The 26,581-nt window shown below is 33.5% G+C and carries 29 protein-coding genes and 1 other annotated feature; all 29 genes read left to right on the forward strand.

From position 1 onward, the window contains the following. The first annotated feature begins 6 nt into the window (after positions 1 to 6). The 29 genes from ACU68W_RS03230 (at position 7) to thiE (ending at position 26,581) form a co-directional block, all read left to right on the forward strand. Positions 7 to 858, forward strand: a complete 852-nt coding sequence (locus ACU68W_RS03230) for an RnfABCDGE type electron transport complex subunit B (protein ID WP_094208305.1) — start codon at positions 7 to 9, stop codon at positions 856 to 858. Positions 859 to 1,045: 187 nt separating this feature from the next. Next, a complete protein-coding gene (locus ACU68W_RS03235) occupies positions 1,046 to 1,720 on the forward strand; it encodes a DUF969 domain-containing protein (RefSeq protein WP_094203296.1) in 675 nt (224 codons plus the stop codon). Beyond that, positions 1,713 to 2,699, forward strand: a complete 987-nt coding sequence (locus tag ACU68W_RS03240; RefSeq protein WP_446756109.1) for a 5-oxoproline transporter, DUF979 family subunit — start codon at positions 1,713 to 1,715, stop codon at positions 2,697 to 2,699. The genes ACU68W_RS03235 and ACU68W_RS03240 overlap by 8 nt, the downstream gene beginning before the upstream one ends. An 11-nt stretch (positions 2,700 to 2,710) precedes the next feature. Next, the gene (gene pcp / locus ACU68W_RS03245; protein WP_094205317.1) at positions 2,711 to 3,352 is read left to right on the forward strand and encodes a pyroglutamyl-peptidase I; all 642 of its coding nucleotides are present in this window, start codon (positions 2,711 to 2,713) and stop codon (positions 3,350 to 3,352) included. A gap of 163 nt (positions 3,353 to 3,515) precedes the next feature. Continuing rightward, positions 3,516 to 3,893 (forward strand): NusG domain II-containing protein, encoded by a 378-nt coding sequence (locus ACU68W_RS03250; RefSeq protein WP_446756110.1) that lies wholly within the window; start codon positions 3,516 to 3,518, stop codon positions 3,891 to 3,893. Continuing rightward, positions 3,893 to 4,405, forward strand: a complete 513-nt coding sequence (locus ACU68W_RS03255) for a Gx transporter family protein (RefSeq protein ID WP_002835538.1) — start codon at positions 3,893 to 3,895, stop codon at positions 4,403 to 4,405. Before ACU68W_RS03250 ends, ACU68W_RS03255 begins: the two co-directional genes overlap by 1 nt. 2 nt (positions 4,406 to 4,407) lie before the next feature. Next, on the forward strand, positions 4,408 to 5,079 hold the full coding sequence (gene radC / locus ACU68W_RS03260) for a RadC family protein (protein WP_094208309.1): 672 nt from the start codon (positions 4,408 to 4,410) through the stop codon (positions 5,077 to 5,079). Then, positions 5,080 to 6,075 (forward strand): rod shape-determining protein, encoded by a 996-nt coding sequence (locus tag ACU68W_RS03265; protein ID WP_446756111.1) that lies wholly within the window; start codon positions 5,080 to 5,082, stop codon positions 6,073 to 6,075. Next, a complete protein-coding gene (mreC, locus tag ACU68W_RS03270; RefSeq protein WP_446756112.1) occupies positions 6,076 to 6,930 on the forward strand; it encodes a rod shape-determining protein MreC in 855 nt (284 codons plus the stop codon). It abuts the gene before it with no gap. Then, positions 6,931 to 7,422 carry a rod shape-determining protein MreD gene (mreD, locus tag ACU68W_RS03275; RefSeq protein WP_002838856.1) on the forward strand — a complete coding sequence of 164 codons (492 nt, stop codon included), beginning with the start codon at positions 6,931 to 6,933 and terminating at the stop codon, positions 7,420 to 7,422. Positions 7,423 to 7,430: 8 nt separating this feature from the next. After that, positions 7,431 to 10,757 (forward strand): penicillin-binding transpeptidase domain-containing protein, encoded by a 3,327-nt coding sequence (locus ACU68W_RS03280; RefSeq protein WP_446756113.1) that lies wholly within the window; start codon positions 7,431 to 7,433, stop codon positions 10,755 to 10,757. Next, the gene (locus ACU68W_RS03285; RefSeq protein WP_094223221.1) at positions 10,738 to 11,334 is read left to right on the forward strand and encodes a cell division inhibitor; all 597 of its coding nucleotides are present in this window, start codon (positions 10,738 to 10,740) and stop codon (positions 11,332 to 11,334) included. Before ACU68W_RS03280 ends, ACU68W_RS03285 begins: the two co-directional genes overlap by 20 nt. After that, positions 11,331 to 12,335 carry a ribonuclease E/G gene (locus tag ACU68W_RS03290; protein WP_306479356.1) on the forward strand — a complete coding sequence of 335 codons (1,005 nt, stop codon included), beginning with the start codon at positions 11,331 to 11,333 and terminating at the stop codon, positions 12,333 to 12,335. Before ACU68W_RS03285 ends, ACU68W_RS03290 begins: the two co-directional genes overlap by 4 nt. 20 nt (positions 12,336 to 12,355) lie before the next feature. Beyond that, positions 12,356 to 12,428 (forward strand) — a sequence feature (ribosomal protein L21 leader region). Positions 12,429 to 12,440: 12 nt separating this feature from the next. Beyond that, positions 12,441 to 12,749, forward strand: a complete 309-nt coding sequence (gene rplU, locus ACU68W_RS03295) for a 50S ribosomal protein L21 (RefSeq protein ID WP_002838776.1) — start codon at positions 12,441 to 12,443, stop codon at positions 12,747 to 12,749. Continuing rightward, on the forward strand, positions 12,749 to 13,090 hold the full coding sequence (locus tag ACU68W_RS03300; protein ID WP_316450192.1) for a ribosomal-processing cysteine protease Prp: 342 nt from the start codon (positions 12,749 to 12,751) through the stop codon (positions 13,088 to 13,090). Before rplU ends, ACU68W_RS03300 begins: the two co-directional genes overlap by 1 nt. Beyond that, positions 13,090 to 13,377 (forward strand): 50S ribosomal protein L27, encoded by a 288-nt coding sequence (gene rpmA, locus ACU68W_RS03305; RefSeq protein WP_002835526.1) that lies wholly within the window; start codon positions 13,090 to 13,092, stop codon positions 13,375 to 13,377. The genes ACU68W_RS03300 and rpmA overlap by 1 nt, the downstream gene beginning before the upstream one ends. Before the next feature lie 126 nt (positions 13,378 to 13,503). Beyond that, complete coding sequence (obgE, locus tag ACU68W_RS03310) at positions 13,504 to 14,769, forward strand: GTPase ObgE (RefSeq protein ID WP_102164524.1); 1,266 nt, start codon at positions 13,504 to 13,506, stop codon at positions 14,767 to 14,769. A gap of 8 nt (positions 14,770 to 14,777) precedes the next feature. Continuing rightward, positions 14,778 to 15,068, forward strand: a complete 291-nt coding sequence (locus ACU68W_RS03315) for a YhbY family RNA-binding protein (RefSeq protein ID WP_446756114.1) — start codon at positions 14,778 to 14,780, stop codon at positions 15,066 to 15,068. Continuing rightward, positions 15,061 to 15,660 (forward strand): nicotinate-nucleotide adenylyltransferase, encoded by a 600-nt coding sequence (gene nadD / locus ACU68W_RS03320; protein ID WP_446756115.1) that lies wholly within the window; start codon positions 15,061 to 15,063, stop codon positions 15,658 to 15,660. Before ACU68W_RS03315 ends, nadD begins: the two co-directional genes overlap by 8 nt. After that, positions 15,650 to 16,225 (forward strand): bis(5'-nucleosyl)-tetraphosphatase (symmetrical) YqeK, encoded by a 576-nt coding sequence (yqeK, locus tag ACU68W_RS03325; protein WP_446756116.1) that lies wholly within the window; start codon positions 15,650 to 15,652, stop codon positions 16,223 to 16,225. Before nadD ends, yqeK begins: the two co-directional genes overlap by 11 nt. Beyond that, entirely contained in the window at positions 16,226 to 16,528 is a 303-nt protein-coding gene (gene rsfS, locus ACU68W_RS03330; protein WP_002835520.1) for a ribosome silencing factor, read from the forward strand. It abuts the gene before it with no gap. 9 nt (positions 16,529 to 16,537) lie between these two features. Then, positions 16,538 to 16,906 (forward strand): RidA family protein, encoded by a 369-nt coding sequence (locus ACU68W_RS03335; protein ID WP_094223227.1) that lies wholly within the window; start codon positions 16,538 to 16,540, stop codon positions 16,904 to 16,906. A 166-nt stretch (positions 16,907 to 17,072) separates the two neighbouring features. Beyond that, positions 17,073 to 19,430, forward strand: a complete 2,358-nt coding sequence (locus ACU68W_RS03340) for a cell wall-binding repeat-containing protein (protein ID WP_446756117.1) — start codon at positions 17,073 to 17,075, stop codon at positions 19,428 to 19,430. A 96-nt stretch (positions 19,431 to 19,526) separates the two neighbouring features. Next, positions 19,527 to 20,624, forward strand: coding sequence for a redox-regulated ATPase YchF (gene ychF / locus ACU68W_RS03345; protein ID WP_446756118.1), 1,098 nt, complete (start codon positions 19,527 to 19,529; stop codon positions 20,622 to 20,624). A gap of 355 nt (positions 20,625 to 20,979) precedes the next feature. Then, complete coding sequence (locus tag ACU68W_RS03350; RefSeq protein ID WP_446756119.1) at positions 20,980 to 22,749, forward strand: aminopeptidase P family protein; 1,770 nt, start codon at positions 20,980 to 20,982, stop codon at positions 22,747 to 22,749. 2 nt (positions 22,750 to 22,751) lie between these two features. Further along, a complete protein-coding gene (gene uvrC / locus ACU68W_RS03355) occupies positions 22,752 to 24,578 on the forward strand; it encodes an excinuclease ABC subunit UvrC (RefSeq protein WP_446756120.1) in 1,827 nt (608 codons plus the stop codon). Positions 24,579 to 24,650: 72 nt separating this feature from the next. Beyond that, positions 24,651 to 25,160, forward strand: coding sequence for an energy coupling factor transporter S component ThiW (gene thiW, locus ACU68W_RS03360; RefSeq protein WP_094223231.1), 510 nt, complete (start codon positions 24,651 to 24,653; stop codon positions 25,158 to 25,160). Then, a complete protein-coding gene (gene thiM, locus ACU68W_RS03365) occupies positions 25,153 to 25,959 on the forward strand; it encodes a hydroxyethylthiazole kinase (protein WP_102164630.1) in 807 nt (268 codons plus the stop codon). The genes thiW and thiM overlap by 8 nt, the downstream gene beginning before the upstream one ends. Then, the gene (thiE, locus tag ACU68W_RS03370) at positions 25,937 to 26,581 is read left to right on the forward strand and encodes a thiamine phosphate synthase (protein WP_094223233.1); all 645 of its coding nucleotides are present in this window, start codon (positions 25,937 to 25,939) and stop codon (positions 26,579 to 26,581) included. Before thiM ends, thiE begins: the two co-directional genes overlap by 23 nt.

Raw genomic sequence — 26,581 nt, forward strand, 5'->3', positions numbered from 1 at the left:
TAATAAATGACAATTTTAACTCCATTTATAATCTTAGGAGCACTAGGAATTTTATTTGCATTGCTTTTGGGTTTTGCATCTAAAAAATTCGAAGTTCAAGTTGATAGAAGAGTACTTAAAGTAAGAGAAATGTTACCTGGCGCAAACTGTGGTGCCTGTGGATTTCCAGGTTGCGATGGACTTGCAGATGCCATCGTAAACAAAGGAGCACCTTGTAATTCTTGTCCAGTTGGTGGAAAAGAAACTGCCGACAAACTAGCAGCATTCATGGGAGCTGATGCAGTAGATTCTGCAAAGCAAGTTGCATGTGTAATGTGCCAAGGAACTCCAGAATACGCTACTGAAAAATTCAAATACAAAGGTATTATGGATTGTAGAGTTAACCACAATCTTCAAGGTGGAAGCAAAACTTGTCCAGACGGATGTTTGGGTTGCGGAAGCTGTGTAGATGTGTGTGAGTTCGATGCGATTCACATTGTAAATGGCATTGCATTAGTAGATAAAGAAAAATGCACATCTTGTAAAAAATGTATTGAAATCTGTCCAAGAAATATTATTAAACTTGTTGACTACGATCAAGACGTTTATGTAAGATGTAACAGTCACGATAAAGGTAAAGATGTAAGACAATACTGTAAAGTTGGATGTATTGCTTGTGGAATTTGCGCTAAGATGTGTCCAGATGGATTCAGCGTTGAAGATAACTTAGCTCACTTCAACAATGCTGAAGGATTAGATCCAGAACAAGTTCAAAAAGCAGTAGACAAATGTCCTACAAAAGCTATTTATCCAGGACTTAAAATAAAAGAAGAACAAGCTAAAGCAAAAGCTCAAGAAGCTCCTGCTAAAGAAGCTTAATATTTTACAGACCGTAAGTTTTACGGTCTGTTTTTTTTGAGATTAATTATTATAAATTTAACGAATAAAAATAATGCAACAGCGAAATTGAAAACATAATGTAATTAAAAGTTTAAAATAAAAAAGTATCGGGTATAATCTTAAGAAGCTAAAATCTATTTGGCTAATAAAAATTAAGGAGTAAAGTATGGGAGAATATTTAGTTTTCATAGGAATATTAATTATTGTCGTTGGATTCGCACTAAAACTAGATGTTTTGGGAATAGTTCTCTTAGCAGGTCTTGTTACAGGTCTTGCAGGAGGTCTCGGATTAACAGGCACTTTGAAAATTATGGGAGAGGGATTTGTCAATAATAGACTGATGAGTTTGTTCTTGATTTCATTCCCTGTTATCGCGATTATGGAACGATACGGACTAAAGGAAAAAGCTAGAGATTTTATATCGAAATTCAAAATGGCTAGCGCAGGTTCTGTTTTGTGGATTTACTTGTTCATTAGATGGATTGCAGCTGCATTTTCTTTAAGACTTGGTGGACATGTTCAATTTATTCGTCCATTGATTTTACCTATGGCAGAAGGTGCTGCAAGAAAGAAAGTTGATTTGACAGAAGTTAGACTAGACGAATTAAAAGGATTAGCTGCTGCTGTTGAAAACTATGGTAACTTCTACGGACAAAATATATTTCCATTGGCATCAGGCGTGCTTTTAATGCAAACTACATTGAAAGATGCAGGTTACCCATTGGATACTGCAGACATTGCCAAGTGGTCCATATTTGCAGGTGTTAGTATGTTGATTATTGCACTTATACAATGTGCTGTTTTTGAAATGAAACTTAGAAAGGATATAAAAAATGTTTGATTTTTTTGTAGATAACCAAGTTGTTCTTGATGAGATAGCGTACATCTTATGTGGAGTTATCTGCATAATGACAGGTATCCGTGCAAGATTCAACAAAGAAGCAAAGATTGGTACAATGCTTTTTTGGATATTACTGGGAGTATTGTTTGCTGGTGGAGGATTTTTGGTAAGAAATGTAGAATCTGGTGGAATAATTGTAGGTGTTATACTTTTATTCTTAGGAGTATTATCAATTGCAAATCAAATCAAGCCAGCAGAATTTAAAGAACTAACAGAAGAAGAAAGAATGAAAAATGCTGAAAAAGTTGGAGGTAAGATTTTTATTCCAGCTTTAGTAATGGGAATTAGTGCGATGCTTCTATCGCAATTGAAATCATTTAAGATTCCGTTGAAAAACACAGAAGGAATATTCTCATTGTCGGCTGCACAAGTTCTTACTATTTCATCATTATTGGCTTTGATTATTGCGATTATTATCGCAAAACCAAAAGCAAAAGAAACTGCAGAAGACACTACAAAAATGCTGATGCAAGTTGGATCTTCATCATTACTACCACAATTATTAGGTGGTTTGGGAGTTATATTTGCATCTGCTGGGGTAGGTAAGCTAATAGGTAGCTTGGCTGTTGGAATTGTAGGCGATGCGGGAGTATTTGCAGCAGCTGTTGCATATATTGTTGGAATGGTTGTATTTACGATGATAATGGGTAATGCATTCGCTGCATTTACCGTTATTACTCTAGGAATTGGTGTTCCATTGTTGATGGCAAAAGGAGCAAATCCCGCTGTTGTATCATCACTTGGTATGACTGCTGGTTACTGCGGTACTTTAATCACACCAATGGCGGCAAACTTTAATATAGTCCCTGCTGCAATCTTAGAGATGAAAGATAAAAACGGAGTTATCAAAGCGCAACTTCCTGTTGCTTTAGCTCTAGTAGTTGTTCATGTTGTATTATTAATGATATTAGCATTTTAGGAGGTAAATTTATGAAAATTTTAGTTTCTGGATTCGATCCATTTGGAGGAGAAAAGATTAACCCTGCTATTGAATCAGTTAAGCTATTACCTGATGAAATCAAGGGAAATGAAGTTATTAAAATAGAAATTCCTACAGTTATTGGAAAAAGTGTAGATAAATTAAAAGAAAAAATCGCAGAGGTTAAACCAGATGTTGTTATATCAGTTGGACAAGCTGGTGGACGTGAAGACATCACTGTCGAAAGAGTTGCAATCAATGTTGACGATTGTAGAATCAAAGATAACGAAGGAAATCAACCAATCGACGAAAAAATCGCGGAAGATGGTCCTGACGCATATTTGTTGACATTGCCAATTAAAGCAATAGTTGAGAATATTAAATCAGCAAACATTCCAGCATCTGTTTCAAATACTGCGGGAACTTTCATCTGTAACCACGTTGCATACGGAATGGCTCATGTAAGAGCTACTGAATATCCTAATATGAGAACTGGATTTATTCATATTCCATTTTTGCCAGAACAAGTTTTAGATAAACCACACACTGCTTCAATGAACTTGGATACAATTGCAAAAGCATTGGAAAAAGCAATTGAAGCTGTAATAGACAATGATGAAGACATCAAAGTTACAGGTGGAAAAACTCATTAAAACAAAATATGATTTTAAATCATAAAAATTTTGATTGAAGAACTTCGAAACATTTGAGTTTCGAGGTTCTTTTTTTATTTGGAAATGAATTTTCATTTTTGTTTAATCTTGAAAAGATACACGATAAAATGATAAACTATAAGGTAGTTTAAAGGAGAATTTAATGACTAAATACGATAAAATTTTGATTGGATTTTTGTTGTGTTTTTCAGCTGTATTGTTTGTGATTTTAAATATTAATAACGTAAATTCACAAGACAAATACGTTTCAATTCAAGTGAATGGAAAAGAAATCAAACAAATTACACTTCCAATCGATAACTATGATTATAAAATCGATAATAAATACGGTCACAACGTTGTTCATATTAATGGATACAGCGTTGCAGTTACTGAATCCGATTGTCCGGAGAAGTTGTGTATGTTAAAAGGAAAGATAGATAAACCAGGGGATGTTATTGTTTGTTTGCCTAACAAATTAGTTGTAGAAGTGAAGGCTAACAAGCAAAACAAAGATGATATTGATGTGGTGAATTATTGATGAAAAGATTACATATTCCTATTTTAACGGCAGTTGCATTGGTAGTAAGCTTGATTGAGTCAATGATTCCACTTCCAATCGTAATGCCTGGTGCAAAACTTGGGCTCAGCAACATTGTAATACTAACATGCTTAATTGTTTTTGGTTTTAGGGATTCTCTTGTAATAGGAATCTTAAAATCATTTTTACTAATGCTAATCACAGGGGCTGTTATAAGCTTTTTCTATTCATTGGCAGGGGCTGTAAGCTCACTTGTTGTAATGTATTTGGTCAACAAATATTTGAGAAAATATTTTTCGTTGATTGGTGTTAGCTTGTTTGGAGCTTTTACCCACAACTTATCGCAAGTTTTGGTGTGTGCAATTATGCTGAACAATCTTAGAATTTTGGTTTATTTGCCAATTTTGGTGTTTTTGAGTATATTTACAGGTGTATTTGTTGGACTTACTTCAAATTACCTAACAAATGCACTTTCTAAGCAAAAAAATTATTTGTTTAATAACAGGAGATAACAATGAGAGTTAAGGAAATGAATGAGTCCCTAAGACCTAGAGAAAAAATGAAAATCAATGGTATTTCTTCAATGAGTGATGAAGAATTGATGCAAATCATATTGAAGACTGGAATCAAAGAAGAGGGAGTAGAAATTCTCTCGAAAAGAGTCATTGATTATATTAATGAAAATGATTATAAGGATATTTGCGTTGAGGATTTAATGAAGATAAAGGGAATTGGGATGGCAAAGGCTACATCAATCTTAGCTGGAATTGAAATAGGAAGAAGACTTGCCTTGAGAAAAGCCATGGACAGTTTCAGTCTGAACGATCCAGATAGCGTTGCAGAGATTTTTTGTAACGAGATTGGAAGTTGTGATGTGGAAAACTTCTACGCACTACTTTTAGATACTAAAAACAGAATTATTTCCAAAGAGCTTATTAGCAAAGGTACTATAAATCAATCTATCGTTCATCCTAGAGAAGTTTTCAAATCTGCTATTAAAAAGGGAGCGAATTCGATTATTTTGGTACATAATCATCCTTCGGGATCTCTTATTCCATCAAGTGCGGATATTGAAGTCACAAAAAGGTTGGATAAAGTGGGAGATTTGGTAGGAATACAAGTGTTAGATCATATTATCGTTAGCTCAAACGATAGTCTGAGTATGAGGAAAGGAATGTATTTTTAAATGAAATTATTTAAATTTCAACAAGAGGGTTTGGGGATTGATTTGGGAACTTCTAATTCCATTATTTCCGATGAAAATGGAAAAATAATAATTAACGAACCTAGCGTTGTAGCTATAGATATAAATAACTACGAAATTGTTGCAGTGGGTACTGAAGCGAAAAGTATGATTGGAAAAACCCCTGACAATATCGTGGCGATAAGTCCAATTGAAAACGGCGTTATAGCTGATTTTGAATCGACTGTTAGTATGCTTTCGTATTTTATAAAAAAAGCGAGACCAAATTTTTCGGTTTTTCAACCAGAAGTGTGTGTTTCGGTGTCTGCATCTTTGACGGATGTTGAGAGAAGAAGCGTGGAAGATTTGGCGCTAAATTCTGGAGCGAGAAGTGTAAAATTGGTTGAAGAAAACATCGCTTCTCTTAAAGGATTGGGTATCGATGTAGATGAACCAACGGGACACATTGTTTTAAACATAGGCGCAGGTACAATCGAAGCTTCTGTGATTAGTTTGGGTGGAATTGTTACAAGCTACTGCATCAAAAGCGGTGGAGAAGATATTGACCAAGAAATAAAACAAATTTTGAAGAAAAAATTTGGAGTTAACATCGGTATTTCAACAGCAGAAGCGATTAAGTTTAAGATTGCGACATTGAATTCTGACAGGGAAAACAACACGATGATTGTCGGGGGAACTGATGTGATATCCACGATGCCAAAATCTGTTGAGATTAGGGCGAAGGATATTACACCAGCAATTGTGCCGATAGCAGATATGTGCATCGAAGCGTTGAGAAAAGTTTTGGAGAAAACTCCACCGGATATCGCAAACGACATTATCGCTGAAGGAATTTACATTGTAGGTGGTGTTAGTCTTATCGACTACATTCATGAATACATCACAAATGTTTTGGGAATTAAAGTGTTGAAAGTGGACAGTCCGATGGATTGCACGGGAATTGGTATTGGCAAATTCTTAAAGAAGGGAGACAAATAATTGGCTAAGTTTGGATATAATAAAAAGCTTAGAAAAAGATTGTTCTTCTTCTTTGTTACTTTGATTCTCATATTGACGATTGAAATATCAAATAGCAATAAGGAGTATATGTCTATCGGAGAAAATGCTATAGGAACAGTGATTTCTCCTGTAAACAAAGTGTTTTATGTGATTGGATCCAAATTCAAAGAATCTTTTAATTATGTTTTTGGAACTAAAAAAATGCGTGAAGACAATCAAAAACTTATTGTAGAAAACGCAAAGTTGAAAAAAAACGTAGATAATTTGAACAAAGTTATAGGTGACAAGAGATATTTGCAAGAAGAATACGAACTTTTGAGTAAGGATAGGACTATAAAAACAAAAGCTTTCATAACAGGAAAAGATCCTGGAAATATTTTTACGAGATTTAGTATAGATAAAGGCTCAATGGATAAAATCAAAAAAGGTGACATCGTGATAGAGGCTGTGTCTTCAAATGATGGAATCGAAAAAGGTTTAGTTGGAGTTGTAACGGAGGTTGGACTTAACCATAGCAAAGTGGACACTATTATGAATAGTGGAAACAACGTAGGGTTTAGACTAGCAAAGAGCGAAGACGTTGGGATTTTGAATGAAAAAGAAAATGATATTTTAAAAGGATATATGTACGATTCTAATGCTGATGTAAAAGTTGGAGATATTATCACAACATCGGGACTTGGAGGAGTGTATCCGAGAGATATCAAAATCGGAGAAGTAACAGAAGTTATCAAGACAAAGGATAATTTCACCAAAATTGTAAAATGCAAATCCCAAATCAACTTCAACAATATGTACCGCGTTCTTATAGTTGATGGACAAGGAGTGAATTAGATGAACAAATTAAAAATATTTTTGATAGTTTTGTTGGACATCATAATCCAAGCGACACTTCTTTCCAGAATTTCAGTGTTCAATGTGTACACGAATATTTCCATACCGATAGTAGTGTTATTGTCCATTGGGTTTGGTGCATACACAGGCTCGTTAAACGGTATGATAATTGGGCTAATTGAGGATGCGATATTCAGTCCAGTTATTGGAGTAAGAGCGTTGATTTATTTTACATCAGGGTTTTTGATTGGAAATAGCGAAGCAGGAATTAACAAAGAAGATCCAAGAAGTGGTATGATACTTACGTTTTTTGTGACTTTGTACTACACTCTCGTTCATTATTTTGTACTCTATATTACAGGAAATGGATTCAATAAAGCTTATTTAAAAGGACCGATTTTAATAGAAATGATTTTAAATGTTCTATTGTATTATGTTTTGTTCAAATTGTTCAAAAAGATATTTAAATTTCCAAAATTTAAGTTTATTTGAGGTACAAAATGAAGAAATTTGACAATAAATTTTTAAAAAAACTTGAAAAATACGATAGATTTACGATAATTATTGTGATATTGGCGATAATGATGGCCGTACTTATTTTGAAATTGATGAATTTGACATTAATTAAAGGAAACTACTACAGGGATATTGCCAAGAATAATAGACTTCGTGAAGTCAAAATCCCTGCTCCTAGGGGAAATATTTACGACAGAAACGGAGAATTGTTAGCGACGACGAAAAATGTGTACGTTGCTAATTTGTACAAAGATCAAATCAAACAAATGAAGCTTGACGATAGTAATGACGCATTGTTGAATTTATCGAGAATTTTGGAAAAAGATGGTTCAATGAACACTGAAGATTTTCCAATCGCACTTAACGCTTTTACTTACAGAAATACAGACGATTATTTGAAAGAAGATAAATCACCGCTTGACAAAGTGGCATCAATTGTCATGGATAAAAACATAATGGCAAATCTAATCGACAAGACTTACTCACAAGAAACTAATCAAGGAATTTATAAGAAAACAGTCTTGGATTATTGCTTGAATGCACTTCGTTCAAAAGGTTTGACTTTGAAATTGGATCGTAAAGATAATACAAAGTTCGATACAAATGACAAAGAAACTGTGAAGTTACTAAAAAAACACGGATTAAAGGAAACTTCAGATGTTAATTCTGCTATTGCTACGATAATTCAAAAAGACAAATCAATTATCAGAAAACTTTTGAACGACAGTGTCATTAGGTCGATGGTTTACAAGGAATTGGAAAAGGAAAATCTTCAAGATAATATCGTTCTTAAAGATATGGAACTTAAAGACAACCAAAAACTTTTGGAGAAAAAAGTTGAAATGATGAAGTTGTCCAACAAAATTGATTTTAAAACAGAAGCTGCTGACGATTTTGTAAATATTGTAAAAGACAATACTATAGTTGAGCTTTTGAAAAAAGTAGATGTAGAAGATGACAAGAAAACTGTAGTGTTGGAAAAAGCCCTAAACTTACTCAAGAAAAACGGAATACAAACAAATGTAGAGTTTAGCTTGGATGAAAAAGACAAGCAAAATCCAAAAGTTAAGGCTAAGTTTGTCACAGAAAGTAAAAAGTCTACAGATCCATACAAACACGTTGCAGATTTATTGAATTCGAATAATTTATCATACAAGTTCATCACAGACGATGATATAAAACTTATTGCTCAATCGGTAAACACTGAAAACAACATCAATCCTTCGATTAGTGTTAATGATTGGAAGTACATTTACGAAAAAAATATGGAAGATTTCTACAAGAGTTACGACAAGGAAATAAATTCAGATGTTAAGCTTTTGTATGAAGAAATTTTGAAGAATAATAAATGCGAAAAATATTCAAAATACGATGCGTACAACATCGTAAGTATTTACAATCAATTAAAAAACAAAGGACAAAAAGGTTATGAGCCAATCGCTCTAAGCTACAATTTAACGGAAGAATCTGTGAGTAGCATCGAGGAAAGATTTGGAAAGAACCAAGGAATAGAGGTAGCGACAAGGTCAGTTAGATATTATCCTAATGGTGAAGAACTTAGCCACGTATTGGGATATATCGGAAAGATTTCTACTGAGAAAGAAATTGAAGAATACGTAAAACAAAAAGGCTACAGCAAGGATGCTTTGATAGGTAAAACTGGAATTGAAGAAAGCAAGGAAGATGCATTAAAAGGACAAGACGGATCTTTAAGGGTTATGGTCGACAGCAAAGGAAATAGAACTGAAACTTTGTCCGAGAAAAAAGCAATTCCTGGCGACAATGTGTATTTGAGTATTGACACTAATGTTCAAAGAGTTGCCGAAGAATCTTTGAAAAAATCTATAAAAGCCGTAAGCACTGGTGGAACTTATGTATCTGAATGGGGCGACAAAACTTTAGCTGGATATAAAAATGCAAAAAGTGGTGCAGCAGTTGCAGTAGATGTTGAAACTGGAGAAATACTTGCAATGGCTTCATTCCCATCTTATAATCCAAATTTGTTTTCAACGGGGATTTCACAAACTGATTGGGAAAGTTTACAAGCAGAAGATCCGAAAGATCCAATATCTCCAAGACCTTTGTATAACATACCAATGCAAGCGGCGATGCAACCAGGTTCTATTTTCAAACTTAACACTTCTCTTGCAGCATTAGAAGGTGGGTTTGATCCTTATCACGAAATAAAATGCGGAGGATACGTCGATGTTGGAGGTTCAATATTTGGTTGTTGGATATGGAATGAACATAAAGGAACTCACGGTAGCGACAATGTGATGAAAGCACTAAGAGACAGTTGTAACTACTATTATTATTCTCTAGCGCTTGGAAAGGATCAAAGACGTTCCAGGGATTTGGGATATCAATTGAGTGTTGACGAATTAGTGTCTACTGCAAGAAAACTTGGACTAGGCAGTAAAACAGGAATAGATATAAATGTTCCAGTCGAAAGTACAGGAACGGTTCCAGATCCATTAATAAAAGAAAATAACTTTAAAGCAATATTCAGAAGATTTTTGGAAAAAAACGCTGATAAATACGTTAAAGAAGGAGAAGTATTTACTGCAAAGGAAATGAAATCCAAAATCGACAAAATAATGTTACTTGCAGACGACAAAAATCTTCAAACTAGAAATAATATTATAAGCACATTGGATAGTTTGGGATTTGATGCAGAAAAGAAATTGGACGGAGAGAGAAATTCGTTCGCCGATAAAATCAAATTCGATTATTTGAGCCAATCAAAGTGGAATATCGGTGATATGTTGAACGTGGTTATAGGTCAAGGACAAAACGCATACACGCCACTTCAAATGGCAAGATATATGTCTGCATTTGCAAATAATGGATACTTGAACAAGTTATCGCTTGTAAATGAAGTAAAATCCAATGACAATTCCACATCGCTATTTAAAAACGAAAAGAAAAGCGAAAAAATCAAATTGAAAAATTACGAAAATTTGGAATATATCAGAAAAGGGCTTCACTTGGCTACGACTGAAGGCTACGAAAAAAATACTTTTAAAAACTTCCCAGTTTCTGCTGGAGTGAAGACGGGAACAGCACAAGTTGGTGTCAATCCAGTAACTGGAGAGACATATGATAACCATGCATGGATGATTGGATTTGCTCCAGTTGAAAATCCTAAAGTTGCAGTGGTAACAGTTATTATGCAAGGTGGAACGAGCACGAATAATGGACCAATGACAAGAGATATAATGGCAGAAGCGTTGAAATTAAAAAAAGAAAAATACGAAAAACAAGAAAATACTGAGAGTGAGAATGATATGCATGAAAACAGTACTCGTTAATTCACAATTACAAAAAAAGGCTTTGTTGATACAAAGCCTTTGTAATTTATTAGATGGAAAAATTTTAATAGTAAATTCAGAAAATTCAAGACAAATAGAATACGCATTAGGGGTGGAGGATTACTGCGTTTATGACACACTGGATGTCTTGAGTCAGGTTGTTGATTATAAGAAATCCATGGTCAAAATCACAGAAGATAGATACATTATACCTTCAACCATAAAACCTGAAAAATATTCTGCGTCAAATGAAGATTACGAAAATTTGCTAGACAATTTAAGTGAGTTTGACATTGTAATATTCACTGAAGATATTGGAATAGAATTTGATGAAGAAATAATGTGGGGAAATGAAGAAAAATCTCACGCAAAAAAATTGTATCAAATCACGGATTCATCATTTAAAAGGAAATCTGATTACAAATACATTGGAAAATTAGAGTTCACAAAAGAATACGAGAAGAAAATTAATTCCTATTCTGGAAATGTCGATGAAAAACTAACTGAAATTATCCAAAATTACAAACAAGACAAAGAAGCGAAAATCGGATTTTTCGATAGGATTTTCAAAAGATGAAATATCTATTCATAGACAAAAACACTTGGGGATATTATGATGATGAGCTTAAATTATTGGGAGATTACGATAGTGAACTTGGAAACATTTATGTAGCCAAAATCACAAAATACGATAAAAAACTCGACGCGTTTTTTATAGAATACGACAAAAAGAAAACAGGATTTCTGAATAATACAAAGTTCACCAAAAATTTGAAACCATCTGACGAAATAATAGTTCAGATGACAAAAGAATCAATAGGTGACAAATACCCCAAATTCACAACGAAAATTACGATTGAAACAGAAAATTTGAAATACACAAACGGCGACAAATTAACATTTGAAGGAAAACAAAAATACAAAGATATCGATGATTTCAAGCAAAAACACATATTTACAGGAATTGTCAAAGAGAATTTCTTCAAACAAGAAAATTCTCAACAAGAAAAAGAAATGAATTTCATTGTAAACAAATTACACTACATTGAAACAGAGAAGAAATTCCTTCCGATTCCTAAACTTTTGTACAAGAAAAATCCTGTAGACAAAATAATTCAAGAAGAAGATGTAGATTATTTGATAACTAATGACAGAATATTGTACAGACAGTACAAGGGGATTTTAAATGTAAAATTTGATGAAAATTACGATTATCACTATGATAATTTGATAAGTCGTGATATAATAGATAAAAATTCAGAAATAATAAAACTGGACAATAACGCAGAAATTGTCATTCAAAAAACAGAGGCAATGTGGGTTGTGGATGTGAATTCTTCGCAAATGATAATGAGTGAGGATTATTTTCACGAACTAAACACAAAAGCTTTGAAGAAAATTCATCAGATGATTTATTTGAAGAAAATGGTGGGAATGGTTATTGTGGATTGTGTCAGAGAAGGTGACAACAAAAAGTTATCAGATTTTATTGAAAATGAATTTTGTGAACCGAATATAAATTTCCATGGATTTAGCAATTTAAATCTATTAGAATTCACAGTAAAACTTGACAAATAAATGAAATTACTGTACAATTATTTGGTGTGTAACCGCTCGAATCGGGTTTTCAAACTTCAAAAGTACCTTGATTTGGCGAGTCTTAAAAATGAGGAGGTGCACTAAATGTTCGCAATTATTAAAACTGGTGGAAAACAATACAAAGTTTCTGAAGGAGATATCATTAAAGTTGAAAAAATCGAAGCTGAAGCAGGCGACAAAATCGAATTTGATCAAGTATTAATGGTAGCTGGAGACGATGTTAAAGTTGGAAGCCCTGTAGTAGAAGGAGCTAAGGTTTCAGCTGAAGTTTTGGATCAAAAGAAAGACAAGAAAATTGTTATTTTCAAGTTCAAAGCTAAGAAAAACTACAGAAAGAAAAAAGGTCACAGACAACCATATACATTAGTTAAAATCGAAAAAATTGATGCTTAATGGTAACTGTCGATATTTTTAGAAAAGACGAAAAATTTGTAAAAGTCAAATCAACAGGTCACGCTGATCATGGATCCTATGGAAATGATGTGGTGTGCAGTGCTATCAGTGTTTATTTGATTAATACTGTCAACACATTTACTGAAATACTTAAGCTTGGCTCTGATAAGTTGAAATTTCATTTTGAAAGCGGAGATGCTTCATTTGAAATAAACTATGACTTACTAAATGAGACTGAAATGATTCAGGTGGATATTTTGATGAAATCATTGGTATTCGCTCTGGAATCAATACGAAACGAAAATATAAAACACTTGAAAATTAACTATCGGGAGGTGTAATGATGATAAAATTAGATTTACAATTATTCTCTAGTAAAAAGGGAGTAAGTTCTACTAAGAACGGTCGTGATTCCGAATCCAAAAGATTAGGAACTAAAAAAGGTGACGGCCAATACGTTCTAGCTGGTAACATATTAGTTAGACAAAGAGGAACAAAAATACATCCAGGCAACAACGTTGGAAAGGGTGGAGACGATACACTTTTCACTAAAATTGACGGAGTAGTTAAGTTCGAAAGAATTGGTAAAAACAGAAAGCAAGTTTCTGTATATCCAAAAGAAGCTTAATTTTTTAGCAACACCTTTGTTATGATTATAAATTGGATTTCCTTTTTATAATCGTAAGGTGTTGCTTTTTTAGTGGGAAATAATGTAAACTTACAAGTATAGTGAGCATTAATAAAGAGGTGAAAAATGTTTATAGATGTAGCGAAGATAGAACTAAAAGCTGGAAAAGGTGGAGACGGTTCTGTTGCATTTAGAAGAGAAAAATACGAACCATCAGGAGGCCCTGCAGGTGGCGACGGCGGAGATGGCGGTAGTATTATAATTGTCGCAGACAAAGACATTAAAACTTTGATGGATTATAGTTACAAATCCATTTATAAAGCTGAAAATGGTGGCGACGGCAGAAACAAAAAACAATTTGGTAAAAAAGGTGAAGATTTAATTCTTAAAGTTCCAGTTGGAACTTTGATAAAAGATTACGATACAGATACGGTTATCTACGATGTAAAACACGACAAGGAAGAGTTTGTAATTTGCAAAGGCGGCAAAGGCGGAAAGGGAAATGTTCATTTTAAATCATCTATAAGACAAGCGCCAAGATTTGCAGAGCCTGGAGCAAAAGGTGAAGAAAAAACAATTAAGTTAGAATTAAAACTCTTAGCTGATGTTGGATTGATTGGTCTTCCTAATGTTGGGAAATCTACACTGTTGTCTATAATGTCAAACGCAAGACCTAAAATTGCAAATTATCACTTCACAACACTTGAGCCAAATCTTGGAGTGTGCAAAGTAGGAGAAAAAAGTTTCGTGCTTGCAGATATTCCTGGATTAATTGAAGGAGCAAGTGAAGGGCTGGGACTTGGTCACGATTTCTTAAAACACATTGAAAGAACTAAAATTTTAGTTCATGTGTTGGATATTTCTGGAAGTGAAGGAAGAAATCCAATCGAAGATTTTGAACTTATCAATAGTGAATTGGCTTCATACAATATCAAATTGAACGACAAGAAGATGCTCGTGGTTTTGAATAAAACTGACCTAGGGGCAGAAGATAATATAAAAGAATTTAGGGAAAAATATTCTGACAAAGTTGTTGAAATCGTAGAAATAAGTGCTGCTACAACTGAGAATGTGGACAAACTTATGTATTTGATTGCAGATACTTTGGATAGTATAGAAGATGATTATTCTACATTGGATGAACAATACGTTTACTTTGAAGAGGAAAAAGAACCTGATTTCAAAGTTCGAAAAGAAAACGAAAACTACATTGTCGAAGGTCCGTTGATTGAAAACTTAATTTACAGAACAAACTTTGAAGTGTACGAATCTGTTAACCACTTGCAAAAAGTTCTCGAAGACAAGGGAGTTATCCAACAATTAAAAGATCTTGGAATTCAAGATGGAGACAACGTAGTTATCGGTGATGTAGAATTTGATTTTTACGAATAGGAGATAAAATGATAACACCAAAACAAAGAGCGAAATTAAAAAAGATTTCTCACGGTTACAAACCACTTGTAAATATCGGCAAAGGTGGAATTTCAGAAAATACTTTGAAACAAATAGATGATACTTTGAACAAGAGAGAAGTCATGAAGATTAAAATTCTCAACAATAATTTGGACGATAGAGATATGTTGATAGATGAAATATTGACAAAACTTGACTGTGAATTTGTCAGATATATGGGAAATATTCTAACAATTTACAGAGAATCTAAAAACAAGGTAATAGATTTAGATGATTAAAGTCGGAATAATGGGTGGGACTTTTGATCCCATTCATATAGGACATTTGATATTAGCTATGGAAGCTATTAATTACAAAAATTTGGATGAAGTGTGGTTTATTCCTACTGGTAATCCGAATTTTAAGCAAGATAAAAATGTAACAGACAAACAAAAAAGATTTGAAATGGTGAAGATTGCCACACAGGATAACAAGAAGTTTAATGTATGTGATTATGAAATCAACAAAAATGGCGTGACGTATTCATGGGAAACTATGAAATATTTGAGAGAAAATTATGACTATGATTTTTATTTCATAATGGGCGAAGATTCGCTAATGAGTGTGGAAACTTGGGAAAATGCAGAAGATTTTTTAAAAAATACTAAGATTTTGGCTTGTATTAGAAGACAAGAAGAGATGTCCAAAATATATATAAAAATCGATGATTTAAAATCAAAGGGATATTTTGTGGAGAAAATTCCCACAAGTTTTATAGATATTTCTTCTACAAAAATCAGAGAGAAAGTTCAAACAAATCAGGATTTTAGGTATTTCGTGCCAAATCAAGTTTTTGAATATATTGTGAGAAACAAATTATATGAAAGTTAAAGAAATAGAAAATAATTTGAGTAAAATGCTCAAAAAAACAAGATACGAACACGTTTTGAGAGTGAGGGACAAAGCTATTGAATTAGCAAAGCTTTACAATCAAGATTCTGTAAAAATAGAATTAGCGGCGCTTCTCCACGACTGTGCAAAAAACAACGAAGAAATGTATTTGGATAAGTACAAGAAAGAATTTGAAGAGCTTAGAGATTTGAGAGGGAAAAATTCTGATATGGATAATCCTAAGTTGTTGCATTGCTATTTGGGTAGAATTGTCGCTAACAAAGAATACGGCGTGAATGACGATGAAATTTTGGATGCGATAGAATTTCACACAACTGGAAGAACTAATATGACTGATTTCGAAAAAATAATTTACTTGGCTGATAAGACCGAAGATAAGAGAGATTATGATGACGTTGATGAAATCAGAAGATTATCCAAAATAAATTTGAATAAAGCAATTGTCAAATCACTAGATGATACGATAAAATATCTTATAGAAGGTGAGAGGGAAATATCTATCACTAGTGTTAATGTCAGAAATTATTTATTGAAGGGAGTATAGATGACTGAATTAGAGTTAGTTCAAAAAGCAATAGACGATAAGATTGGAAAAGACATTGTAACTTTGAAATTAGATTCAGCTGTTGCAGATTATTTTGTGATTGCAACTGCCAATGCACCTAACCACGCTCAATCTATTATTGATGAAGTGGAAAAAGTGTGCGACGAAAATGGTTTTGAGATTTTAGGAAAAGAAGGTTACAGCGAAGGTAACTGGATTTTGCTAGATCTTAATGATATTATAGTACATGTATTTACAGAAGAAGCACGTTCTTTCTACGATATAGAAAGATTGTGGAATTAGGAGGACAGTATGAAATTTTTACATTCAGACAAAGCACCTGCTGCAATTGGACCATATTCACAAGCAACATCTGCTAACAAAACAATTTATGTATCAGGACAACTTCCAATCGTTGATGGAGAGTTACAAACTGATATAAAAAAAGCTACAAAAGCATCATTAGATAATATTTTACATATTATCGAAACGGAAGGCGGAAAAGTAGAAAACATCGCAAGAGTTGGCGTGTTTATGCAAGATTTATCACAATTTTCTGATATGAACGAAGTTTATGCAGAATTTTTTGGAGATCACAAACCAGCAAGAAGTGCAGTTCAAGTTGCAGCTCTTCCAAAAGGAGCAATAATCGAAATAGAAGCGATAGCTGAATTAGACTAAGAATTTTTCCTCTGGGTAGATTTTACTCAGGGGATTTTTTTTGCTTAAATCGTATTAAATTGTTAAGCAATTGTATTAATTCGTTTTGAATGTCAACAATTATCAAAATTGATACCATTTTGTAACTTTTTATGATATTATGTATGTATATTAGGAGGTTGTATCTATGAAGAACTTAAAAGATATTGCTAAGGTATCGTTTGTCGCACTGTCTGTGTCATTAATGATCTCAACAGGATCTATGGCTCAAACAGAAAATGATAAGAAAGATGTAGAAAACGAGCTTAGTGCCAAATATACATCAATTAGCACACACAATCAAAGTAAGTTGACTAAGAAAGCTAAATTGGGATACGCTAACGTAGACAACTTACAAAATGAAAAAAAGGAAAATGATGATTTGAATCGCAAAGATTTAAAATCAACAGATTCAAATAAAGATATTAAGGAAAAATCAGAAAAAAAAGAAGCTTTAGAGTCTACAAAAGATGAAGAAGAAACTGAAAAAGAAGTTGTATCTGAAAAATCAGATATAAAAGATACAGAAGAAGTCTTAGAAGATTCGCCTATTAAGACTGAGAAACCTGTATCAAAGGAAAATTCAGAAGAACAAGTTTCTGAAGAAACTGATGACAAAAAAGCGCAAGATGAAGAAGTAAAAGCATTAAATTCTTCTGGACAAATCATTCCTTCTAGAATTGCAGGTCAAAACAGATACGAATCTGCTGCACAAATTTCAAGAGAACAATTCACTAATGCTAAGAAGGTTATTGTTGTTAATGCACAAAAATACGCCGATGCATTGAGTGCAACGACTTTGTCTGATGGAAAATATTCTATTTTGTATACAGAAAAAGAGTCTCTTCCAACAGCTACAAGAAATGAAATTCAAAGACTTAACCCTGTAGAAGTGTATCTTCTTGGTGGTCAACAATCCATTAGTTCTGGAATTGAAAACATATTAAAGAAATACTCAAATAAAGTTACTAGAATTGCCGGAAGAGACAGATACGAAACTAGCGCAAAGGTAGCAGCTATGAGTAAGAAAAAGAACGTAGTTATTGCAAGTGGAGAAAACTTCAGTGACCCACTTTACGCATCTTCTTACGCTTATTCAAATAACGCCAAGATTTTGTTGAGTTCTGGAAAAACTTTGTCCAGACAAACAAGAGATTATTTAGCTAGAAATAAATCTAGTATTGGAAAAGTGACAGTTGTTGGTGGAGGACAATCCATCTCATCAGCTACAGTTAAATATATTCAATCAGTCACTGGCAAAAATGTTAGTAGAATTAGTGGCAGAAACAGATACGATGGATCGGTAAAAGTGGCTAATTCTATGAACAAGGACAAAGTGTTCATCGCAAGTGGTGAAGATTTTGCAGATGCACTTGCTATAAGTCCGTTGGCCCAAAAATTAAATGCACCGATTTTATTAAGCTCAAGAAGTAAACTAGACACAAGTGTAATTGCTTTTTTGAATAATTTCAAGAATTCAATCAAGGATGTATTTATTGTTGGTGGTTATAGAACAATTGATAACAATGTGTATGGTACTGTTCAAAATGTTTTGAAAAAACAAATTGCAAAACCAAAACCACAACCAAAACCACAAGCAAAACCAAAACCACCAGTTGTCAAAGATGAAGTATCAGATATAATTGAAGAAGATAAAGCGATAGGTTTGCACGATTTCGTGGTTGCCAAACACTCAACAAAACTTTACAATGATGCAAATAGTTCTGCAAAATCTGTGAGAAATATCAACACTTCAACAGTTATGCAAGTTATAAATATTTTAAATAATGGATGGATGCAATTGGATATAAATGGATTTAAAGGATATGCAAAAATTGATGATTTTGGAATGTTTAATCCTAACAAATACAGATTAGTATTTCAACAAGGAGCAGATCTTTCAAAATTCAACCGCAATGTAAATATGAAACTAGCTAAGCAAAACGGAATGGATTTTGTAATATTAAAAGCAGGTTCCGGATACAGTGGTGAAGATCCAAAATTCCAACAAAACTACAGAAATGCAAAAGCAGCTGGATTGAACGTTGGAGCATATTGGTATTCATACGCTGTAAATGTTGAAGAAGCTAAGGAAGAAGCTGTAAGATACTTGAAAATATTGGGCAAAAAACAATTTGAATACCCAGTATATTTGGACTTCGAAGATCCTTCACAACTTAGAATTCCAACGAAAACAAAAACAGATATGGCGATTGCCTTTATGAGTATTCTTGAAAAGAATGGATACTACACAGGATTGTACAGCTCGGGATCTTGGATTAACAATCAATTTGAAAGAAATAGATTGAAAGATTACGATATTTGGATTGCACATTGGCACGTTACATGTCCTAACTGCTTCACACCTGATTATGGAATGTGGCAATTTACAAATAAATCAAAAATAAAAGGCGTTCCAGATACCGGAGAAGGCGGAGTAGACATGAACTATTCCTACAAAAACTATCCAAAGATTATCAAAAATGCCAAACTAAATAATTTTTAAATTAGAGCTCTGAAAAAGGGCTCTTTTTAAATGCGTATAATTTACAAAAAATATGGTATATGGTAAAATTTGAGTTAGTTAAAAGGAGTGAATGATATGAAATTAGGTATTGTGGGGCTTCCAAATGTAGGAAAGTCCACACTTTTTAATGCGATAACAAAAGCAGGTGCAGAAATGGCGAATTATCCATTCTGTACGATAGATCCTAACATCGGACTTGTAAATGTTCCTGATGAAAGAGTGTATAAATTAGCAGAACTTTTTAATTCCAAGAAAGTTATTCCAGCGACTATCGAATTTTACGACATTGCGGGTCTTGTAAAAGGCGCAAGTAAGGGCGAAGGTTTGGGAAATAAATTTTTGGAAAATATTAGAGAATCCGATGCGATTGTAGAAGTTCTAAGATGCTTTGAAGATGAAAACATAGTTCACGTTGATGGTTCAGTTGACCCACTTAGAGATATTGAAACTATAAATTACGAACTTATTTTGTCTGATTTGGAAATGGTAGAAAGAAGATTGGAAAAATCCAGAAAAGCTTTGAAAGGTAATAAGGATTTGAAGGAAGAAGTGGATCTTCTTGAAAAAATCTACGACGTTTTATCAGAAGGAAAATCAATCAGAATCTTGGATTTGGACGAAGATGAAATGAAACTTATGAGAAGCTTCAATCTTTTGAGTGTAAAGCCAATAATTTACGTGTGCAATGTAAGTGAAGACGAAGTAGCAGATGCTTACGAAAACAACGAAATGGTTCAAAAAGTTAAAGATTTTGCAAAATCAGAAGATGCAAAAGTAGTTGTAATCTCTGCGCAAATTGAATCAGAAATTTCTGCGTTGGATAGCGAAGAAGACAAGAAGGAATTTTTGGAAGCAATTGGACTTGAAAAATCAGGGATTGATGATTTGATTACACAAAGTTACGATTTGCTTGGACTTATGAGCTTCTTGACAACTGGTGAAGATGAAACTCGTGCATGGACTATCAAGAAAAATACTCCTGCAGTACAAGCAGCTGGTAAAATCCACACAGACATTCAAAGAGGATTCATCAGAGCAGAAATCGTAAATTACGATGATTTGATCGAATTAAAATCTATGCCTGCAGTCAGAGAAAAAGGACTTATGAGATTGGAAGGCAAGGAATATTTGATGCAAGATGGAGATGTAGTTCATTTTAGATTTAACGTTTAAAATAAAAACACATATAAGTATCAAAAACCAGTTAAAGGGATTGGTAATATATTAGAATATAAATCAAAACCGTATTAGCTAAGAATATCATTCGTAAAAAATAATTACAAATTCTAGCGAAATGAAGCGTTAAAAAATCTCATTGTTTGAGTGCGTAGCACGAGTTTGAGATTTTAGCTTCATAAGCTTTGAATTTGTTTATTTTGGGAGACAGATATTTGTGCTAATTGGTTTTGGTTTTTTTATTAGCATAATTTACAAACTAGGTATTAATTCACCTAGTTTTTTTGTTAGCGTGAAAACAAACATCGTTATTTTTTGTGATATAATTATTATAACTACGAGGAGGTAATTTATGATTACAGAAAGATTAGAAAAGCTAAGAAAAAAAATGAGTGAAAGAAATATCGATGCTTATGTTGTATTATCGAGCGATCCTCATACATCTGAATATTTAGCAGATTATTATAAGACTAGAAAATATATTACTGGATTTAGTGGTAGTGCAGGAACTGCTGTAATTTTGAAGAAAAAAGCGGCTTTGTTTACTGACGGAAGATATTTTATTCAAGCTGCAAAAGAACTTGAAGGTTCTACTGTAGATTTGATGAAAATGGGAGAACCTGGCGTTCCTACTTTGATTGAATATTTGAAAGAAAATGTTCCTGAATGTGGAAAAATCGGCGTTGACGGACTTACTTTGGACTATAACGATTATTATCAATGGTTAGAAAAATTAGGCGACAGAATGATAATCACTGATGTGGATTTTGTTGGTGATATTTGGGAAGATCGTCCTGAAAAGCCAAACTCAAAAGCTTATGCATTTGATGTAAAATACTGTGGAAAAGATACTAAGACCAAATTAAAAGAGTTAAGATATTTTATGGATTCTAACGATTGTGATTACAATTTTATAGGCTCTTTGGATGATATTTGCTACCTTTACAATATTAGAGGTAACGATGTTTTGTACAATCCTGTTATCATAAGTTATGCATTGGTTGGAAAAGATTTTGCTAATTTGTACATTGATGATGAAAAAATCGACGATGATTTGATTGAATTATTAAAAGAACAAGGTGTTACTGTAAAAGGTTACGAAAAAGTGTTCGAAGATTTGAGTGAGCTTCCAGGAAAAAGTGTTTTATTCTTGGATCCTTCTAAGACAAATGTAAGAATTTACAATTCAATTAATTCAAATATCAGAATTTCAAAAGGAATTCAACCTACAACTTTGATGAAGGCTCACAAAAACGAAACAGAAATTAAAAATCAAAAGAATGCTTACATCAAAGATGGTGTTGCGTTGGTTAAGTTTTTCAATTGGGTAGAAACAGGTACTCCAACTGGAAATGTTACTGAAATGAGTGCAGCAGATAAGTTGAGATATTTCAGAGAACAAGGCGATTTGTTCATGGATTTAAGTTTCGGTACTATATCTGCATACGGAGAAAATGCGGCACTTCCTCATTACGAACCATCAGTTGATCATCCAGTCACTTTACAACCAAAGGGATTGTATTTGGTTGATAGTGGTGCGCAATATTTGGATGGAACTACTGATATTACTCGTACGGTTGCTCTTGGTGAATTGACTGATGATGAAAAACTACACTATACTTTAACATTAAAATCACACATCAATTTGATGACTACAATCTTCCCTAAAGGAACAAAATCATCGAGCTTTGATCCAATTGCAAGAAGACCTATTTGGCAAGAAATGTTGGATTTCAGACACGGCACAGGTCACGGTGTGGGATTCTACCTTGGAGTTCACGAAGGTCCACAAAGAATTGCATCAGTAAATAATGATATCGACATGGACGAAGGAATGGTTACTAGTGACGAACCAGGAATTTACATTGAAGGTTCACACGGAATTAGAATAGAAAATATTATGCACTGCATCAAAGTTGGAGAATCTGAATTTGGAGAATTCTTGGGATTTGAATCATTGTCTATTTGTCCAATTGACACAAGACCTGTTATCAAAGAAAAGTTACTTCCTTTCGAATTAGAATGGTTGAACAATTACAATAAAGAATGCTACGAAAAATTATCACCATACTTGGAAGGATCTGACTTAGAATATCTTGAACAACAAACAAAAGCAATATAGAAATGTTTGATATAAAAAAAGAACTGCAAAAAGTACCTCACAAACCAGGCGTGTACATTATGCACGATAAAACAGACGATATAATCTACGTTGGCAAGGCGATTGATTTGAGAAGACGTGTGGGTCAATATTTTGATTCATCAAAAAAACTCGCAAAGGTTGCTGCAATGGTAAGTCACGTAGAATATTTTGAATATATTATCGTGAATAATGAATGTGAAGCTTTGGTTCTGGAATCAAACTTAATCAAGAAAAACAGCCCGAAATACAACATCGTTTTAAGAGACGATAAGCAATATCCATACATCAAAATCACGAACGAAAAGTTTCCAAGAGTCTTGAAAACTAGACGTGTTTTGAAGGATAAGGCAAAGTATTTTGGGCCTTTTCCTAATGCTTATGCAGTTAATGATATTATAGATTTAATTCATGAAACGTACAAAATCAGAACGTGTAATTTGAATTTTGACAAGGGTCAAAAGCTTAAGAGACCTTGTTTGAATTATTATATCAATCGTTGTGACGGAATGTGCGTTTATGATGTTAACGAAGAAGATTACAACAAAGAATTGTTAGAAGTGGAAAATTTCTTGAATGGTCGTGAAGATGACTTGACTAAGAAATTGACCGATAAAATGATGGCTGCATCCAAGAATTTGAACTTTGAATTGGCAGCGAAACTCAGAGATTCTATCGCAAATATTCAAGTGATTTTGGAAAAACAAAACATTACCAACACCAAGGGGTTGGATTTGGATATGATATCTATGGCTAGAGAAGCGGAGACTGTATGCGTTCAAGTATTTTTCATGAGAAATGGCAAAATCATCGAAAGACAACATTTCATTATCGACAATAAATACGAAGAATCAAACGAACACATTGTAGGAGAATTTTTTAAACAATTCTACATTGATTTGACTTACGTTCCGAAGCAAATCCTAACCGATATTGAAATCGAAGACAGAGAGCTTATCGAAGAAATGCTAACTGAGAAAAAAGGTTCCAAGGTCGAAATTAAAATTCCTAAAAGAGGTAACAAGACTGATCTCTTGGAAATGGTTCGAGTAAACGCAAAAGAAGTACTGGACAAATACATTTCCAGACATTTGAAAAGAGAACGTAATCGTGAGAACGCAATCTTAGATTTACAAGACATCACAGGGGTTAAACCAATTGATAGAATTGAATGCTACGATATTTCCAACACAAGTGGTGTAGATTCTGTGGGAAGTATGATTGTGTTCAAAAACGGGGCTAAATCTTCCAAAGATTATCGTAAATTTAAAATAAAAACTGTAGAAGGTGCCGATGATTATGCATCGCACAGGGAAGTATTGACGAGAAGATTCAGAAGACTTTTGGATTCTGATAAAAGAGACAACAGCTTTGATGAAATGCCTTCTATAATTTTGATGGATGGTGGCAAAGGTCAAGTCAACATCGCAAAAGAAGTGTTGAACGAATTCAACTTGGATATCCCGATTTTGGGTCTTGTAAAAGACGATAAGCATAGGACGCGTGGAATAATTTACGAAAACGACGAAATCAGGTTGAAAGTGAACACTCCTTTGTACAGGTTGTTGTTTGCGATTCAAGAAGAAACACACAGATTTGCAATCAATTATCACAGAAAACTTCACGAAAAAAACTTCAAGAAATCTGAATTGGACAATATAGCTTTAATAGGAGAAAAAAGAAAAAAAGCTTTGATGAAACATTTTAAAACTATTGACAGAATAAAAAAAGCCAGTGTAGAAGAGCTTTGCGAAGTTGATGGAATGAATGAAAAAGCAGCAGAAAATATAGTGAATTATTTTAAGCAATAATTTGCTATATTTTTTATTGTAAAGAAATATTGATTGATGGTAATATATAAGGTAGTGAAGGATGGATGGTTTATGACAAGAAAAAATTCTACTTTAATTAAAATGATAATGCTTTCAATATTTGTAGCAATAGGAGTTGTTATATCTCCAATTTTGAGAGTGGTTGGATTTTGTCCGACACAACATTTTGTAAATATCGTGTGTGCGGTATTTTTGGGACCATGGTATGCACTTTTGTGTGCTACGTTGATTGGGATAATCAGAATGTCACTAATGGCAATTCCACCGTTAGCGCTGACTGGAGCTGTGTTTGGGGCGTTTTTATCAGGTGTGCTATATAATAGAACGAACAAATTAATTATGGCTTGTATCGGAGAAGTTATTGGAACTGGAATAATTGGATCGATAGTAAGCGTTCCTGTTATGAAGTTTTTCTTCGGAAAGAGCAATTTGACGTTGTTTTTCTACACGCCATCATTTGTGCTTGCGACTTTAATGGGAGCGACTGTAGCATTTGCATTTTTAAAGGCTATGCAAAAAAATAAAATGCTAGATAAATTAAAGGACAGTATCAATGGATAATTTAGTTCAAAAAATGTCAGAGATTTACTCTGATTTGTACAACAGTAATAATCTAATTCATTGCCTTACGAATGCGATTTCTATCAATGATATGGCAAACGCTGTACTAAGTATAGGCCAAAGTCCATTTATGGCAGATAATCCACGAGAAGTTGAAGATGTTACTAGAAATTCTGATTCCCTGTTGGTAAATTTAGGAAACATTACGGATTATAGGATAGAGTCCATCAAAAAATCAGTAAGAATTGCAAATGAAAACAACATTCCAATTACTTTGGATTTGGTTGGAGTTAGTGCATCAAAATTAAGACTGGATTTGACTTTAGATATTTTGAAAAATCACACAATAACTTGTATTAAAGGAAATTACAGCGAGATAAAATCACTGTTTATTAAAGATTTAAGTACAAAAGGTGTGGATTCCAAAAAACTGGAAGTAGACGATGTGATTAATTATTGTAAGAATTTACACGGAAAATACGATTCGATAATTGTGGCAACGGGGCAAACTGATATTGTGTGTTCAGATGAGATTTATCTGCTTAATAATGGCGATGAAAGGCTATCAAAAATCACTGCGACAGGTTGTGTTGTGGGAAGTTTGATAGCGTGTACACTTAGCGCATCCCAATCGATAGAAGCATGTGTTCTAGCAATTAGCATGATGAATATTAGCTGTGAAATGGTGGATAAAAGTGTTGGACTTAGTTCTTTCAAAATCGGTTTGTACGATAATTTATCCAAAATAAAATGGGAACAAATAAAGGAGAATATAAATGCGAGAAAAGTTGAATCTTAGCTTGTACTTGGTTACTGATAGGACAAATGTTAAAGATGAGGAAGATTTTTTAATAAAAATTGAAGATTCTCTTAAAGGTGGAGTAACATTGGTACAACTAAGGGAAAAAAATATCTCTACAAGAGAATACATAGACTTGGCGAAAAAAGTGAAGGTAATTTGTGACAAGTTTGATGTGCCGCTTTTAATTGACGACAGAATTGACGTTTGCTTGGCAAGCGAGTGTGCAGGAGTTCATCTTGGAGATGAAGACATGGAAATAAAAGATGCAAGAAGAATTCTTGGAGATAATTACATTATTGGCGCAACTGCAAAAAGTGTTGCCAGAGCTATACAATGTGAAAAAGAAGGCGCAGATTATCTTGGAGTTGGGGCGATTTATCCGACGAAAACCCACGTTAAAACGAAAATAACATCGGTTGAAACTCTAAGAGATATCAACAATAGCATAAGCATAAAAACTGTCGCTATTGGCGGTTTAAATGAGGATAACATAGATGTATTAAAAAACAGTGGTGCAAGTGGGATAGCAGTCGTAAGAGCGTTGATGAATGACGACAATCCACAAGAAAAAGCGCACAGATTATTAGAAAAATCAAAACAAGTTTTAGAATTGAGGTAA

The organism is Finegoldia sp. P2-F-LR, assembly GCF_052932265.1.

Coding starts and splice junctions, on each gene's coding strand:
- rplU (WP_002838776.1), top strand. CDS start 12,441: ATGTTCGCAATTATTAAAACTGGTGGAAAACAATACAAAGTTTCTGAA.
- rsfS (WP_002835520.1), top strand. CDS start 16,226: ATGACTGAATTAGAGTTAGTTCAAAAAGCAATAGACGATAAGATTGGA.
- ACU68W_RS03350 (WP_446756119.1), top strand. CDS start 20,980: ATGATTACAGAAAGATTAGAAAAGCTAAGAAAAAAAATGAGTGAAAGA.
- ACU68W_RS03335 (WP_094223227.1), top strand. CDS start 16,538: ATGAAATTTTTACATTCAGACAAAGCACCTGCTGCAATTGGACCATAT.
- ACU68W_RS03235 (WP_094203296.1), top strand. CDS start 1,046: ATGGGAGAATATTTAGTTTTCATAGGAATATTAATTATTGTCGTTGGA.
- thiW (WP_094223231.1), top strand. CDS start 24,651: ATGACAAGAAAAAATTCTACTTTAATTAAAATGATAATGCTTTCAATA.
- obgE (WP_102164524.1), top strand. CDS start 13,504: ATGTTTATAGATGTAGCGAAGATAGAACTAAAAGCTGGAAAAGGTGGA.
- ACU68W_RS03290 (WP_306479356.1), top strand. CDS start 11,331: ATGAAATATCTATTCATAGACAAAAACACTTGGGGATATTATGATGAT.
- thiE (WP_094223233.1), top strand. CDS start 25,937: ATGCGAGAAAAGTTGAATCTTAGCTTGTACTTGGTTACTGATAGGACA.
- pcp (WP_094205317.1), top strand. CDS start 2,711: ATGAAAATTTTAGTTTCTGGATTCGATCCATTTGGAGGAGAAAAGATT.
- ACU68W_RS03300 (WP_316450192.1), top strand. CDS start 12,749: ATGGTAACTGTCGATATTTTTAGAAAAGACGAAAAATTTGTAAAAGTC.
- ACU68W_RS03230 (WP_094208305.1), top strand. CDS start 7: ATGACAATTTTAACTCCATTTATAATCTTAGGAGCACTAGGAATTTTA.
- thiM (WP_102164630.1), top strand. CDS start 25,153: ATGGATAATTTAGTTCAAAAAATGTCAGAGATTTACTCTGATTTGTAC.
- radC (WP_094208309.1), top strand. CDS start 4,408: ATGAGAGTTAAGGAAATGAATGAGTCCCTAAGACCTAGAGAAAAAATG.
- rpmA (WP_002835526.1), top strand. CDS start 13,090: ATGATGATAAAATTAGATTTACAATTATTCTCTAGTAAAAAGGGAGTA.
- ACU68W_RS03340 (WP_446756117.1), top strand. CDS start 17,073: ATGAAGAACTTAAAAGATATTGCTAAGGTATCGTTTGTCGCACTGTCT.
- ACU68W_RS03265 (WP_446756111.1), top strand. CDS start 5,080: ATGAAATTATTTAAATTTCAACAAGAGGGTTTGGGGATTGATTTGGGA.
- mreD (WP_002838856.1), top strand. CDS start 6,931: ATGAACAAATTAAAAATATTTTTGATAGTTTTGTTGGACATCATAATC.
- ACU68W_RS03315 (WP_446756114.1), top strand. CDS start 14,778: ATGATAACACCAAAACAAAGAGCGAAATTAAAAAAGATTTCTCACGGT.
- ACU68W_RS03255 (WP_002835538.1), top strand. CDS start 3,893: ATGAAAAGATTACATATTCCTATTTTAACGGCAGTTGCATTGGTAGTA.
- ACU68W_RS03285 (WP_094223221.1), top strand. CDS start 10,738: ATGAAAACAGTACTCGTTAATTCACAATTACAAAAAAAGGCTTTGTTG.
- nadD (WP_446756115.1), top strand. CDS start 15,061: ATGATTAAAGTCGGAATAATGGGTGGGACTTTTGATCCCATTCATATA.
- ACU68W_RS03250 (WP_446756110.1), top strand. CDS start 3,516: ATGACTAAATACGATAAAATTTTGATTGGATTTTTGTTGTGTTTTTCA.
- ACU68W_RS03280 (WP_446756113.1), top strand. CDS start 7,431: ATGAAGAAATTTGACAATAAATTTTTAAAAAAACTTGAAAAATACGAT.
- ACU68W_RS03240 (WP_446756109.1), top strand. CDS start 1,713: ATGTTTGATTTTTTTGTAGATAACCAAGTTGTTCTTGATGAGATAGCG.
- uvrC (WP_446756120.1), top strand. CDS start 22,752: ATGTTTGATATAAAAAAAGAACTGCAAAAAGTACCTCACAAACCAGGC.
- yqeK (WP_446756116.1), top strand. CDS start 15,650: ATGAAAGTTAAAGAAATAGAAAATAATTTGAGTAAAATGCTCAAAAAA.
- ychF (WP_446756118.1), top strand. CDS start 19,527: ATGAAATTAGGTATTGTGGGGCTTCCAAATGTAGGAAAGTCCACACTT.